The organism is Massilia niabensis (genome assembly GCF_042655085.1).
In the GTDB taxonomy this organism is placed as follows: Bacteria; Pseudomonadota; Gammaproteobacteria; order Burkholderiales; family Burkholderiaceae_D; genus Telluria; species Telluria niabensis.
The window spans coordinates 238,980-252,204 of sequence record NZ_JBHSMU010000013.1; the positions used below are offsets into that span (position 1 = coordinate 238,980).

12 protein-coding genes are annotated in these 13,225 nt (G+C 65.5%); 8 read left to right on the top strand and 4 right to left on the bottom strand.

Features of this window, described 5'->3' with window-relative positions; translation table 11 throughout:
• Nucleotides 1-44 precede the first annotated feature (44 nt).
• Complete coding sequence (gene aroC / locus ACFPN5_RS12935) at nt 45-1,139, top strand: chorismate synthase (RefSeq protein WP_379783824.1); 1,095 nt, start codon at nt 45-47, stop codon at nt 1,137-1,139.
• A gap of 34 nt (nt 1,140-1,173) precedes the next feature.
• Here aroC and ACFPN5_RS12940 read toward each other — a convergent pair whose 3' ends face one another.
• Nucleotides 1,174-2,679 carry an HDOD domain-containing protein gene (locus ACFPN5_RS12940; protein ID WP_379783826.1) on the bottom strand — a complete coding sequence of 502 codons (1,506 nt, stop codon included), beginning with the start codon at nt 2,677-2,679 and terminating at the stop codon, nt 1,174-1,176.
• Nucleotides 2,680-2,695: 16 nt separating this feature from the next.
• Nucleotides 2,696-4,450, bottom strand: a complete 1,755-nt coding sequence (locus tag ACFPN5_RS12945) for a putative bifunctional diguanylate cyclase/phosphodiesterase (protein WP_379783828.1) — start codon at nt 4,448-4,450, stop codon at nt 2,696-2,698.
• Nucleotides 4,451-4,784: 334 nt separating this feature from the next.
• Between ACFPN5_RS12945 and ACFPN5_RS12950 the strand changes: the two genes are divergently transcribed.
• The 4 genes from ACFPN5_RS12950 (at nt 4,785) to ACFPN5_RS12965 (ending at nt 8,114) form a co-directional block, all read left to right on the top strand.
• Nucleotides 4,785-6,470, top strand: coding sequence for an isovaleryl-CoA dehydrogenase (locus ACFPN5_RS12950; RefSeq protein ID WP_379783830.1), 1,686 nt, complete (start codon nt 4,785-4,787; stop codon nt 6,468-6,470).
• A 102-nt stretch (nt 6,471-6,572) separates the two neighbouring features.
• The gene (upp, locus tag ACFPN5_RS12955) at nt 6,573-7,223 is read left to right on the top strand and encodes a uracil phosphoribosyltransferase (protein WP_379783922.1); all 651 of its coding nucleotides are present in this window, start codon (nt 6,573-6,575) and stop codon (nt 7,221-7,223) included.
• Between the two features lie 8 nt (nt 7,224-7,231).
• Nucleotides 7,232-7,621 (top strand): Hpt domain-containing protein, encoded by a 390-nt coding sequence (locus tag ACFPN5_RS12960; protein WP_379783832.1) that lies wholly within the window; start codon nt 7,232-7,234, stop codon nt 7,619-7,621.
• 289 nt (nt 7,622-7,910) lie between these two features.
• The gene (locus tag ACFPN5_RS12965) at nt 7,911-8,114 is read left to right on the top strand and encodes a cold-shock protein (RefSeq protein WP_182988379.1); all 204 of its coding nucleotides are present in this window, start codon (nt 7,911-7,913) and stop codon (nt 8,112-8,114) included.
• Nucleotides 8,115-8,180: 66 nt separating this feature from the next.
• Here ACFPN5_RS12965 and ACFPN5_RS12970 read toward each other — a convergent pair whose 3' ends face one another.
• Nucleotides 8,181-9,176 (bottom strand): LysR family transcriptional regulator, encoded by a 996-nt coding sequence (locus ACFPN5_RS12970; protein WP_379783834.1) that lies wholly within the window; start codon nt 9,174-9,176, stop codon nt 8,181-8,183.
• A 171-nt stretch (nt 9,177-9,347) separates the two neighbouring features.
• Here ACFPN5_RS12970 and aceB point away from each other — a divergent pair, with 171 nt between their 5' ends.
• Entirely contained in the window at nt 9,348-10,937 is a 1,590-nt protein-coding gene (aceB, locus tag ACFPN5_RS12975) for a malate synthase A (RefSeq protein ID WP_379783836.1), read from the top strand.
• 142 nt (nt 10,938-11,079) lie between these two features.
• Here the strand turns inward: aceB and gloB are convergent, their stop codons facing one another.
• The gene (gene gloB, locus ACFPN5_RS12980) at nt 11,080-11,955 is read right to left on the bottom strand and encodes a hydroxyacylglutathione hydrolase (protein WP_379783838.1); all 876 of its coding nucleotides are present in this window, start codon (nt 11,953-11,955) and stop codon (nt 11,080-11,082) included.
• Between gloB and ACFPN5_RS12985 the strand changes: the two genes are divergently transcribed.
• Nucleotides 11,954-12,742 carry a class I SAM-dependent methyltransferase gene (locus tag ACFPN5_RS12985; protein WP_379783840.1) on the top strand — a complete coding sequence of 263 codons (789 nt, stop codon included), beginning with the start codon at nt 11,954-11,956 and terminating at the stop codon, nt 12,740-12,742. The two genes, gloB and ACFPN5_RS12985, sit on opposite strands and share 2 nt — an antisense overlap.
• A gap of 24 nt (nt 12,743-12,766) precedes the next feature.
• Nucleotides 12,767-13,207, top strand: coding sequence for a ribonuclease HI (gene rnhA, locus ACFPN5_RS12990; protein ID WP_379783842.1), 441 nt, complete (start codon nt 12,767-12,769; stop codon nt 13,205-13,207).
• Nucleotides 13,208-13,225: the final 18 nt, after the last annotated feature.

Consider the following 13,225-nt stretch of genomic DNA (forward strand, 5'->3'; position numbering starts at 1 on the left):
CACGCTGGTAGAATGGTCTTTTCGCCACTACCCTTTTCGCTACCATGTCCGGCAATTCATTCGGCAAGCTGTTTTCCGTTACCACTTTCGGCGAGTCGCACGGCCCCGCGATCGGCTGCGTCATCGACGGCTGCCCGCCGGGCATGGCCCTCTGCGAAGCCGACATCCAGCCCGAGCTCGACCGGCGCAAACCCGGCACCTCGCGTCACGTGACCCAGCGCCAGGAAGCGGACCGCGTGCAGATCCTGTCAGGCGTGTATGAGGGCGTCACGACCGGCACCCCGATCGCGCTCCTGATCCCGAACGAAGACCAGCGCAGCAAGGACTACGGCAACATCGTCGAGACCTTCCGCCCGGGCCACGCCGACTACACCTACTGGCACAAGTACGGCGTGCGCGATCCGCGCGGCGGCGGGCGCTCGTCGGCGCGCCTGACCGCGCCCGTGGTCGGGGCAGGGGCGGTAGCAAAGAAATGGCTGCGCGAGCGCCATGGCGTCGAGTTTGCCGGCTGCATGCGCCAGCTCGGCGAGATCGAAGTACCGTTCGGCGGCTGGGAGCATGTCGCGAACAATCCCTTCTTCGCCGCCACCGGTGACGCCGCCTTGCTGGCACGGATGGAAGCCTACATGGACGAACTGCGCCGGGCGGGCGACTCGATCGGCGCGCGCATCGATGTGGTCGCAACTGGCGTGCCGGTCGGCTGGGGCCAGCCGATCTACGACAAGCTCGACGCCGACATCGCCTACGCCATGATGGGGATTAATGCCGTGAAGGGCGTGGAGATCGGTGCGGGATTTGCCTCGGTGGCGCAGAAGGGGTCGCAGCACGGCGACGAACTGACGCCCGAGGGCTTCGTGGGGAATAACGCCGGCGGCGTGCTGGGCGGGATTTCGAGCGGCCAGGAGATCACGGTCTCGCTGGCGATCAAGCCGACCTCCTCGATCCGCGTACCGCGCCGCTCGATCGACAAGGCGGGCGCGCCGGCGACTGTGGAAACTTTCGGCCGCCACGATCCTTGCGTGGGCATCCGCGCCACGCCCATTGCCGAGGCGATGCTGGCGCTGGTCCTGATCGACCACGCGCTGATGCACCGGGCGCAGTGCGGCGACGTGGACGTCGCCACACCGAAACTCGCGTAGTTATGAGCGTCTGACAGGACCGTTTGTCAGGCGCTCAAGCCCGGCCGACGGCCGCGACCTCGACCCCTGCGCGCCGCTCGACGGTGCGCACGACCAGGCTGCGCAGGTCGTTGAGCAGCGAGAACTCGGTCTGGCTCAGGTGCACCGACGGGAAGGTATCGTCCCAGTCGCCGTAGATGAAGCCGACCGGCTGGCCGTTCAGGCACAGCGGCACGACGACGAAACTGCGCGCCTCCGACAGCGTGCCCTTCCACCAGCCGGGCAGCTTGCTTGAGAACTTCGGGTCCTGCGCATTTTCGATGAAGATCACACGGTCGCTGGCAAGGGCCGCGTGGAACACGTCCGCCTCGTAGCCGTCGTCGAAGGCCAGGTTCGGCAGCAGGACCTTGGTACCCGTGCCGAAGCCCATCTTGGCGAGGTACTTGCCCTCGCGGCGGTTGCGCAGGAAGGCAAAGGCGCGCGTGAACGACAGGCCCTGGAATACCGTCTCCAGCGCCATCGACATCATCTGGCCCGGGTTGACGGCCATGCCGGCGTCGCGCATGTCGGCCACGCCGCTCATCAGGATGCGGTTGCCGGCTTCGCGCTTGCGCGTGACGACATCGACCCTGGCGCGCTTGTCGACCGGATTGGCCAGCGGCGCAATCGTCAGGTCGGCCGCGGCGTCGGTCCGGGCGCGGTCGATTGCGCCAAGGATGTGTTCCACCTGGACGCCAAGCATCGGCGCGAACGCGGCGGCGAGTTCCTGTACCTCGGCGGCGCCGGCTTCGTCGTCGTTCCAGAGCGAGTTGGCGCAGCGGGTCGACATCGTGCCCAGCGCCGCCAGCCAGTCGTCGTGGCCGAAACCCTCCTCACGTTCGGCCGGCTCGAGCGTGCGCATGCCGGCCACCAGGTTGCGCGGCAGGCCCCAGTGTTCGGCGGTGGCGCGCCCGAGGGCTTCGAGCGAGAGGCCGAGCAGCCCGGGCGCGGCCGCGCCCTCGTTGCCGGCGCCGGCCGCCGCCTGCAGGGCGGTCCAGCGCTCGGGCAGGTAAAACGTGACCATCATCCGCCCGAGCGAATGCAGGATCGAGCAGACCACTGCTTCTTCCGGGTCGCGGGTGGAGGCGCTGGCGGCGATCTGCTGCGCGACCATCCCGGCGAGTACCGCCTTTTCCATCTCGACGTGGGCGTTGGCCGAGTCGGGCGTGCTTTTCGAGATTTCCTCGATCAGTTTCAGGCCCAGCGCCAGGTGGCCGATGGCCTCGGTGCCAAGCACCAGCACCGCTTTCGACACGGTATTGATGCGCTGCCCGAAAGCCGAGTACATGCCGCTGTTGGCCAGGCGCAGTACCTTCTGCGTCAGGACCGGGTCCGACAGGACCGTCTGCGTCATCGAGAATTCGCGCTCGTCTTCGCCGCGCATCGCACTCAGGATGGCGTTGATGGCGCGCGTGAAGCCGGGCATGTCGCCCTGGCGGCGGATGCGCTCCCAGAGGAGGGCGAGGGTGGCGTCGGCGCTGGCGGGAACGGCGTTGGCGAGGGCGGTGGCTTGCTGCATCATGGTGTTCCTCGGGTATTCATCGCCGGTCTTGCGGCAGCAATGCCGTGTAATGGTTGTCTTGCAGGGCCGTCAGCGCGACATGGGCCGGCATCGGTTTGCCGGTCAGGTAGCCCTGCACGTAGCGGCAATCGCGCTGCTGCAGCCAGCCGAGCTGCTCGTCGGTCTCGACGCCTTCGGCCACGACCACCAGGTCGAGGTGGCGCGCCATGTCGAGCACGGCGCTGCAGATGGCCGCTTCCTTGTGCGCGCCCGGCAAGTCCTTGACGAAGGCGCGGTCGACCTTCAGCACCGAAATCGGGAAGCGCTTCAGATAGGCCAGCGACGAGTAGCCGGTGCCGAAATCGTCGATCGCGATGCGCGCGCCGCGCTCGGCCATGCGGGTGAGGATGGTTTCGGCATGCTGCGGATCGACCATCAGCGTGCCCTCGGTGATTTCGAGCACCAGCTTGGCGCCGGGGAGGTCGGCGAGCGCCAGCGCCTGGTCGAGCACCTCGAGGAATTTGTCGTTGCGGAACTGGCGCGGGCTGATGTTGACCGAGATGTAGAGGTCGCGCCCGGCTGCTTCCTCGAACTGGCGCAACTGCATGCAGGCCGCCTTCAGGGCCCAGGCGCCGAGCAGGTTGATCAGGCCGTTGGTCTCGGCGATCGGGATGAAGCGCACCGGCGGCACCATGCCCAGGGTCGGGTGCTTCCAGCGCATCAGGGTCTCGAAGCCTTCGATCAGCCGGGTGCGGGCGTCGACGATCGGCTGGTAGTAGAGCAGGAATTCACCCTCGCGTACCGCGCTGAACATGGCAGCTTCGAGCGAAATGTCGTGCTGCGGCAGGCCTTCCTCGCGCACGCTGTAGACGACCGCGCGCGCCTTGCCGGTTTCCTTGGCGCGCGCCAGCGCCGCGTCGGCCAGGGCCAGCAGGCCGTTGTCGTCCTCGGCGTGTTGCGGATACAGGGCGACGCCGACCGAGGCGCCGAGGTAGATCGTGTGGCCGTCGATCTCGAACGGCGACTGCAGCGCCGCCAGCAGGCGCCCGGTGACGAGCTTGATCTGGGCGTCGGTGACGGTGCCCGGCAGCACGGCGACGAATTCGTCCCCGCCCGGACGGGCCAGCGTGTCGCTGTCGCGCAGCGCACGGCGCAAGCGCGTGGCGGCCTGGCGCAGCACCATGTCGCCCACCTGGTGCCCGAGGCCGTCGTTGACCTTCTTGAAGCCGTCAAGGCCGACGGTCGCCACCGCGAAACCCTGGCCGGAGCGGCGCGCGTTGGCCACCACCATGCGCACGCGGTCGGCGAGCAGCAGCCGGTTCGGCAGTTCGGTGAGCGCGTCGTGGGTGGCCATGTGGCGCAGCCGCTCTTCGGTGGCGTGCTGCGCGCTCATGTCGCGCCCGATCACGAGCAGGACGCCGTCGCCCATGGCGGCGATGCGCAACTCGAAAGGACAGGTATCGATGGCGGGGGTGTGCGGTTCGCGCGGGTCGCTTCCGTTGCAGCGCAGGCGCACCCGCGCCAGGACCGGTTCGCCGGTGGCGACGGCGTCGACGATCGCGGTGCGCAGAGCGGGCGCCTCGGCGTCGGCGACGAGCGCGGCCAGGGGCACGCCCTCGAGCGGCAGGTCGAGCCCGGTCAGGCGCACGGCGCGGCGGCTGGCAGCGCGGATCTGGCCGTTCGCCGCGATTTGGAACACGGCGTCGCCGGCCGCCTCCATCAGGCTGTCGAGACCGGTGCCTGCCTGCTGGCGCGGCGGGTCGATCGGCACGGCGGCGGAACTGGAGCGCATTGTTAAAATATTTGCCTTATTGCTGGCACCCGTAATGGGTGGAACCGCGCGAGTTTATCAAACCAAAGGTGACTTTATCACTTAAAAATTCCATCCGGAATCAGAAAATTCCGGCGTGCAGTTTCTGTTCGCGCTTCATTTGCGCTTCATTTGCGTTACAGCAGGGGCGTCTTGCTGGAAGCTGCGCTTTGCGTTAGCCTCTTGCCGGATCGCTAACAATCCGGTTGCCGATGCTGCTTGCATTGTCGCCGATAGGAAACAAACAAGGGAAGCAATCCGTCGAAAGCGATGCTTTGGCGCAACATTTATTGTTTTTCCGGGGCAGGGAGCCGTGATGAATCCGTTCGAAACACATGAAGTTTTCAACCAGGCACCGCCGTTTGGGGACGTCAACCTGTTCTCGATCGACCCGGCGCTGCAGGAGGCCCTGGTGCGCGAGGGCGCCGGCTGGGCTTTTGACGAACTGACCGCGCTCGGCGAACGGCTCGGCCGCTTCGAGGTGCTCGACCTGGCGCGCCTGGCCAACGCCAACGGTCCGCGCCTGGCCGGTTTCGATCGCAGCGGGCGCCGCATTGACGAGGTCGAATTCCACCCGGCCTGGCATGCCTTGATGGACCTGATGATCGGCGCCGGCGCGCACAGCAGCCCGTGGACCGATCCCCGTCCCGGCGCCCAGGTCGCGCGCGCGGCCGCTTACCTCCTGTTCGGGCAGGTCGAGAACGGGGCGCAATGCCCGGTGACGATGACCTATGCGTCGGTGCCGGCCTTGCGCCGCGCCGGGTCGCTGGGCGAGCGCTGGCTGCCGAAGATCCTCTCGCTCGACTACGACCCGCGCTCGCTGCCGGTCGGGCAAAAACGCGGCGCCCTGATCGGCATGGGCATGACGGAAAAGCAGGGCGGCACCGACGTGCGCGCCAATACCACGCGCGCCGTGCCCATGCCGCCACCGGAAGCGCGGGCGCGCTTCGGCGAGGAGGGCGAGGGCGCCTGGCAGATCGTCGGCCACAAGTGGTTCTTCTCGGCGCCGCAATCCGACGCCCACCTGATCCTGGCCCAGGCCAAGGGTGACAACGACGCCGACAGCAGTGGCCTGTCCTGCTTCTTCGTGCCGCGCTTCCTGCCCGATGGCGAGCGCAACGCCATCCGCGTGCAGCGCCTGAAGGACAAGCTCGGCAACCGTTCGAACGCGTCGTCCGAAGTCGAATTCTGCGGCGCAGTCGGCTGGCTGGTCGGCGAAGTCGGGCGCGGCATCCCGACGATCCTGGAGATGGGCAGCCATACGCGGCTCGATTGCGTGGTCGGCAGCGCCGGCATCATGCGCGCCGCCCTCTGCCACGCGCTGCATCACGCGCGCGGCCGGGCCGCCTTCGGCAAACCCTTGGCGGAGCAGCCCCTGATGCAGAACGTGCTGGCCGACCTCGCGCTCGAGTCGGAAGCGGCCACTGCGTTCGCGCTGCGACTGGCGCGCTGTTTCGATCAGGCCGGGGCCCCGCAGCAGAGCCTGCTCGGGCGCATCCTGACCCCGGCCGGGAAATACTGGATCTGCAAGCGCGGCCCGGCCTTTGGCGCCGAAGCGATGGAGGTCATGGGCGGCAACGGTTATGTCGAGGATGGCCCGCTGGCACGGCTGTACCGGGAGTTCCCCGTCAACTCGATCTGGGAAGGGTCCGGCAACGTGATGTGCCTGGACGTGCTGCGCGCGCTCGGCAAGAACCCGGACGCGGCGCGGGCCGCCTTGCAGGCCGAACTGGCGCCGGCCGCTGCGCTCGACGCGCGCTTCGCGCGCTACGCCGAAGCGCTGGAGCGCGACCTGGGCAGCACTGACGAAGCGGGCGCGCGCTGCCTGGCCGAGCGGCTCGTCATCGCGGTGCAGGGCGCCTGCCTGCTGCAGCACGCGCCGCCCTTCGTGGCCGAGGCCTTCATCGCCTCGCGCATCGAGCAGGACGTCGGCGGGGCCTTTGGCCGGCTGCCGGCCGGACTCGATGTCGAGGCCATCCTGGCGCGGGCACTCGCGCTTTAGGTTTAGGATGAAATTTCTACAACCGGGGCGCGACAAATGCGTGCTTGGCTGGGATAATGGCAGGTTACAAGCAACAACCACCGATCACACCACATGTCGACAATGAACCAAGACCCGCGTTTTCCCAGCCTCTACATCCTGAGCCACCCGCTGATCCAGCACAAGCTGTCGCACATGCGCGAGCACGACACCTCGACGCGCACCTTCCGCGAGCTGCTCAAGGAAATCACGCTGCTGATGGGTTACGAGATCACGCGCGACCTGCCGTTGACGACGCGTCCGATCCAGACCCCGCTGGTGACGATCGACGCGCCGGTCATCGCCGGCAAGAAGCTGGCGATCGTCCCGATCCTGCGCGCGGGTATCGGCATGAGCGACGGCCTGCTGGAACTGGTGCCCTCGGCGCGCGTCGGCCACATCGGTGTGTACCGCGACCCCGACACCCACGAGCCGGTCGAGTACCTGGTACGCCTGCCGGACACCTCGGAGCGCACCTTCATCCTGTGCGACCCGATGGTCGCTACCGGCAACTCGGCGGTGCATGCGGTCGACGTGCTGAAAAAGCGCGGCGTGCCCGACGAGCACATCCTGTTCCTGGCCCTGGTGGCGGCGCCGGAAGGCGTGAAGGTCTTCCATGACGCGCATCCGAACGTGAAGCTGTATGTCGCGTCGCTCGACTCGCACCTGAACGAGCACGCCTACATCGTGCCGGGCCTGGGCGACGCCGGCGACCGCATCTTCGGTACCAAGTGACGGGCGACGTGACGAGCGGAGCGAACAAGGCGGACACCGCCTTCTTCACCCGCCTGACGCAGGCCAACCAGGCCTTCCGCGATGGCCTGCCGGCGACGCTCGGACGCATCCAGGCGGCCCAGGCCGGCGTCGATCCCGCCGCGCCGGGGCCGCAGCAGGTGGCCGAATTGCAGACCCTGCTGCATACGCTGGCCGGCGCCGCGGTGACCTTCGGCTTTCGCGAGCTGGGCCAGGGCGCGCGCGCGCTGGAACAGCGCCTGCGCGTGCTGCGCGCGTTCGACACCGTGGGCGAGGATGACTGGCGCGCCTGGCTGGCCGCGCTCGACGATTTCGTGCGTGCCGGCCTTGAGGGTCCGGCTCCCGCGTATCACAGCGCCGCTTTTTCGCTATTGCCTTGATCCAAAAGTCTTGCACCGGACCGTTTGATCCACCGCAAACTTCAGCTTTGTCGATGCCCTATATTCTCCTTACTGCCGATTCAAAATCAAGCCGCGCAAAGTTGGTTTCGAGCATTGTTAAGCGGTCCGCACATTTATTTTGCGAAAATCGTTTGCAATCTGTTTTATTCGGTATAATACGGGATCGTTGGGTTCGAGCTAGTAGTGCAGTCTGTCTGTCATTTCTTTCTTGCTACTTCAAACGATCATAAACGGGCGTAAGCCCACTTAACTGAAATAGGAAATTGTAATGGCAACTGGCATCGTTAAATGGTTCAATGACTCGAAGGGCTTCGGCTTCATCACCCCTGATGAAGGCGGCGAAGATCTGTTCGCGCACTTCTCGGCAATCCAGAGCCAAGGCTTCAAGTCCCTGCAAGAGAACCAGCGCGTCTCGTTCGACGTGACCTCGGGTCCTAAGGGCAAACAAGCATCGAACATCCAGCCGATCTAATCGTCTGAATTACCGATGAAAAAATCCTCGGCTTGCCGGGGATTTTTTTCGTCTGGACTTTCTGTTTCAACCGGCTTTTAATTTCCGATCACCGATATAATCGACCTCCGCCTTGGCGTCGGCGTCGGCGTCGGCCTCGGCCTTGGCGTTCCGTACCGGCGCACCGCCGCCACCCAGGCGCTCGGCATAAGCGCGGCGCAGGAAATCGACAAAGGCGCGAATCCGTAACGGCAAATGGCGTCGTTGGGCGAATACCGCATGGATATCGTTTCCCGGCGCCGCATATTCATCGAGTACCGTCACCAGCCGTCCCGCAGCAATCTGCGCGCCCACTTCCCACATCGAACGCCAGGCCAGGCCTTTGCCGTCCAGGGCCCAGTCATGCAATACCTCGCCATCGTTGCAGACCATATTGCCCGGTACTTTCAAGGTCACCGTCTTGCCCGCATCGAGGAAAGTCCAGCCGCGCTGGCTGCCTTCGCTGCTGATCGCCAGGCAGTTATGGCGAGCGAGGTCGGCCAGCTGGCGCGGCCTACCGTGGCGCTTCAGGTAGGCGGGGGACGCAACGACGACGCGCACGTTGTCGGCCAGTTTCACGCCCACCAGGTTCGAGTCCGACAGGCTGGCGATGCGGATCGCGACATCGACGCCTTCGCCGACCACGTCAACGATGCGGTCGTTCAGGTTCAGGTTGACGGTCACCTCGCGGTGTTCGGCGAGGAAGGAGGGCAGCAGCGGCGCCACGTGCTGGCGCCCGAAGCCCGCGGGCGCCGACACCAGCAAATGCCCCTTCGCGTGGGCGCTGCGCTCGGCGACCGCACTCTCGGCTTCTTCCATCTCGGCCAGGATGCGCTGGCAGTCTTCCAGGAAGGCGGCGCCCTCGTCGGTGAGGGCAAGGCGCCGCGTCGTGCGCTGCAGCAGCTTGACGCCGAGGCGGCTCTCGAGTGCGTCGAGGCGGCGGCCGATCATCGCCGGCGCAATGCCTTCGGCGCGCGCCGCGGCCGACAGGCTGCCGCGCGCCACGACCTCGACAAAGGTGGATATTTCCCGAAATTTCCCCATGCTTTTCCCGTCGGCGTCCCGGATCTGTGACAAATACGCACAGATGAAGTGAGTAAATGTATCGTTTCGCTACTTTGTGTTGAATATACTTGATGATATGACAAACGCCAAGACCAGCCCCCGCGGCCGCCTTTGGCCTTGACCGCATACCAACCTAGAAGGAGTACGACGATGACCATCACGACGCCACCGGGTCTCGAGATCCGGGCCGAGATCAAACCGGGCTACGAGCAGATCCTGACGCCCGAGGCCCTGGCCCTGGTTGCCGACCTGACGCGCCGCTTCGAGCCGCGCCGCCAGGAACTGCTCGCCGCTCGCATCGAGCGCGCCAGGCGCATCGACGCCGGCGAACGGCCGGACTTCCTGCCAGAGACGCGCTACATCCGCGACGGCGACTGGAAGATCGCGCCGATTCCGCAGGCGCTCGAATGCCGGCGCGTCGAAATCACCGGCCCGGTCGAGCGCAAGATGGTCATCAACGCCCTGAACTCCGGCGCCGACAGCTACATGACCGACTTCGAGGACTCGAACTCGCCAAACTGGGACAACCAGGTCACCGGCCAGATCAACATGGTCGACGCCGTGCGCCGCACGATTTCGCTCGAGCAGAACGGCAAGCGTTATCAGCTGAACGACAAGGTGGCGACGCTCGTGGTGCGCCCGCGCGGCTGGCACCTCGATGAAAAGCATGTGCTGGTGGACGGCAAGCGCGTCTCCGGCGGCATTTTCGATTTCGCGCTGTTCATGTTCCACAACGCAAAAGAGCAATTGGCGCGCGGCGCCGGGCCGTATTTCTACCTGCCGAAGATGGAATCACATCTTGAAGCGCGCCTGTGGAACGATATCTTCATCGCCACCCAGGAAGCGCTCGGCCTGCCGCGCGGGACGATCAGGGCCACGGTGCTGATCGAAACCATTCTCGCCGCTTTCGAAATGGACGAGATCCTGTACGAATTGCGCGAGCATAGCGCCGGCCTGAATGCGGGCCGCTGGGATTACATCTTCTCGTGCATCAAGAAATTCAAGCTGGACAAGGATTTCTGCCTGGCCGACCGCGCGAAAGTGACGATGACCGCGCCCTTCATGCGCGCCTATGCCTTGCTGTTACTGAAGACTTGCCACAAGCGCGGCGCCCCGGCCATCGGCGGCATGGCGGCGCTGATTCCGATCAAAAACGATCCGGAAAAGAACGAGATCGCGATGGGCGGCGTGCGCACCGACAAGGCCCGCGACGCGACCGATGGCTACGACGGCGGCTGGGTCGCCCACCCGGGCCTGGTCGAGCTGGCGATGACGGAATTCACCAAGGTGCTGGGCGAGCGCCCGAACCAGATCGACAAGCTGCGCCCGGACGTCGAGGTCACCGCTGCCCAGTTGCTCGACTTCAAGCCCGAAACGCCGATCACCGAAGCCGGCCTGCGCTACAACATCAACGTCGGCATCCATTACCTTGGCGCCTGGCTGGCCGGCAATGGCTGCGTGCCGATCCACAACCTGATGGAAGACGCCGCCACCGCCGAGATCAGCCGTTCGCAGGTCTGGCAATGGATCCGCTCGCCGAAGGGCGTGCTGGACGACGGACGCAAGGTCACGGCCGAGATGGTGCGCGCCATGATCCCGGAAGAACTGGCCAAGGCAAAAGCCGACGCGCCGAATGGCGACAACCCGAGCTATGCGCGCGCTGCGGCGATCTTCGAGGAAATGTCGACATCGGAACAGTTTGCGGAATTTTTGACGCTGCCGCTGTACGAGGAGATCTGAAAAGAGTGGGTTCAGCCCGCCACCCTAGGTCCTTCCTGCCTGGAGGCCGGCGTAGGGTGGCGCGTAATTGAGGCCATTGGCCTCAATTACACCACGTGGTCTCACCCGCCGATCATCGTCGAACGTTTTGCGCCACGCGGCCTCAGAACACGTTCTTCCACTCCCGCAAGGCTGCAAAAGCCTGCACCGGCGTCGCCCGATCTTGCAACCTGCCCGCGGCTACCAGCGCCGCGAGGATGCCAGGCTCCCGGTAGCGCAAGAACGGATTCGTCCTGCGCTCCAGCCCAATGCTCGACGGCACCGTCGGCAAGCCTGCGGCCCGCTTCGCGCTCTCATCACGCACCCGCAAGGCCAGCGCCGCGTTCCCCGCATCCACGGCCTCGGCAAACCGCAGGTTCGACAGCGTGTATTCGTGCGCGCAATATACTTCCGTGTCTTCCGGCAGGGCCGCCAGTTTCTCGAGCGAGGCTGCCATCTGCGCCGGCGTGCCTTCGAACAGGCGCCCGCAGCCGCCGGCAAAGAGCGTATCGCCACAGAACAGCCAGCGCAGTCCGGGCGTGCGGCGCACGTAGGCGATATGCCCCAGCGTGTGCCCGGGCACGTCGAGCACATCGAGTTCCAGTCCGAGCCCCGGCACGGCGACGCGGTCGCCCTCCGACAAGGGATGGGTTACCGCATCGATACCATCACTGCGCGGTCCATACACCGGAACCGGAAAACGCGCCAGCAGCGCGGGCACGCCGCCGATGTGGTCAGCATGATGGTGGGTGAGTAAAATGGAGGTGAGGGTCAGGCCATGTGCGCTTAGTGCCACCAGGACAGGTGCACTGTCGCCAGGGTCGACCACCGCGGCATGGACGCCGTCATGGATCAGCCAAAGGTAATTATCCTTGAACGCGGGTACGGTCAGGACACTCAAATCGTTACGGGCGTCGGCTGACGCTGTAGTTACTGGTAGGTCAGCCGGCGATGCGCCGTCAGGCAGATGGGTCATGGTTTTACGAAAAGAGGTCGTCATGGACAGCGCTGCATCCGAAAAATCCATTATAGCGCTCGACGAATGGCTGCTTTCGCCGGCAGGCGCCTACGTGCGCGCCTTCGAGCAAGCTTGCCTGGACGAGCTGACGGCCGACATCTTCGGCTACAACGCGGTGCAGATCGGCGTGCCGCAGATCGACGCGTTGGCGGCCAACCGCATGCCGAACAAGTGGCAGGCCGCCACGCGCACCTCCACCTTCGACGAGCTCGAGTTCGCCGCGAGCGGCAAGCAGATCGCCGTCGCCCTCGACTTCGCCGAGCTGCCCTTCGCCTCGCAAAGCCTCGACCTGGTCGTGCTGCCGCACGTGCTCGAGTTCGCGGCCGAACCGCACCAGGTGCTGCGCGAGGTCGAGCGCGTGCTCATTCCCGAAGGGCAGGTGATCATCTGCGGCTTCAATCCGGCCAGCCTGTGGGGCATGCGCCAGGGCATCGGCAAGGTCACGCGCAGCGGCTACCTGCCGGCCGCAGGCGAATTCATCTCTATGCCCCGCCTGAAAGACTGGTTAAAATTGTTGAATCTTGGCCCCACGCGCAGCCATTTCGGCTGCTACGCGCCGCCATTTCGCACGGCCCAGTGGATCGACCGCTTCTCCGGCATGGAAGCGGCGGGCCAGCGCTGGTGGCCTTACCTGGGCGCGGTGTATGTCGTGCACGCGATCAAGCGCGTCAAAGGCATGCACCTGATCGGGCCGGCGTGGAGCAAGAAGTCGAGCCGGGCGCCGCAAGCGGTCCCGGCCACGAATAGAGAAATAGAATCCAGAGAATAACGAACCAAGGAAAGACCGGGCTGCATGACGACGAAAGTGGAAATTTTTACCGATGGCGCCTGCAAGGGCAATCCCGGCGCGGGCGGGTGGGGCGCGCTGCTGGTTGCTGATGGTCACGAGAAGGAAATTTTTGGCGGGGAACCGAACACCACCAACAACCGGATGGAGCTCAAGGCCGTGATCGAAGCGCTCGGCGTGCTTAATCGCCCCTGTGAAGTCGTGCTGCACACCGACAGCCAGTACGTCCAGAAGGGCATTTCCGAATGGATCCACGGCTGGAAGGCGCGCGGCTGGAAGACGGCGGCCAAGGAACCCGTGAAAAACGACGATTTGTGGAAGGCGCTCGACCTGGCGCAGCAGCAGCATGCCGTCGAATGGAGATGGGTACGCGGCCACAATGGCCATCCGGGCAACGAGCGGGCGGACGTGCTGGCGAACCGTGGGGCGGCAACGGTACGTCGTTAAGCCGAGTCCGCTTGCGCT

Excerpts from the sequence above, each read along its gene's own strand:
- aroC (WP_379783824.1), top strand. The coding sequence starts at position 45 with ATGTCCGGCAATTCATTCGGCAAGCTGTTTTCCGTTACCACTTTCGGC.
- ACFPN5_RS12940 (WP_379783826.1), bottom strand. The coding sequence starts at position 2,679 with ATGATGCAGCAAGCCACCGCCCTCGCCAACGCCGTTCCCGCCAGCGCC.
- ACFPN5_RS12945 (WP_379783828.1), bottom strand. The coding sequence starts at position 4,450 with ATGCGCTCCAGTTCCGCCGCCGTGCCGATCGACCCGCCGCGCCAGCAG.
- ACFPN5_RS12950 (WP_379783830.1), top strand. The coding sequence starts at position 4,785 with ATGAATCCGTTCGAAACACATGAAGTTTTCAACCAGGCACCGCCGTTT.
- upp (WP_379783922.1), top strand. The coding sequence starts at position 6,573 with ATGAACCAAGACCCGCGTTTTCCCAGCCTCTACATCCTGAGCCACCCG.
- ACFPN5_RS12965 (WP_182988379.1), top strand. The coding sequence starts at position 7,911 with ATGGCAACTGGCATCGTTAAATGGTTCAATGACTCGAAGGGCTTCGGC.
- ACFPN5_RS12970 (WP_379783834.1), bottom strand. The coding sequence starts at position 9,176 with ATGGGGAAATTTCGGGAAATATCCACCTTTGTCGAGGTCGTGGCGCGC.
- aceB (WP_379783836.1), top strand. The coding sequence starts at position 9,348 with ATGACCATCACGACGCCACCGGGTCTCGAGATCCGGGCCGAGATCAAA.
- ACFPN5_RS12985 (WP_379783840.1), top strand. The coding sequence starts at position 11,954 with ATGGACAGCGCTGCATCCGAAAAATCCATTATAGCGCTCGACGAATGG.
- gloB (WP_379783838.1), bottom strand. The coding sequence starts at position 11,955 with ATGACGACCTCTTTTCGTAAAACCATGACCCATCTGCCTGACGGCGCA.
- rnhA (WP_379783842.1), top strand. The coding sequence starts at position 12,767 with ATGACGACGAAAGTGGAAATTTTTACCGATGGCGCCTGCAAGGGCAAT.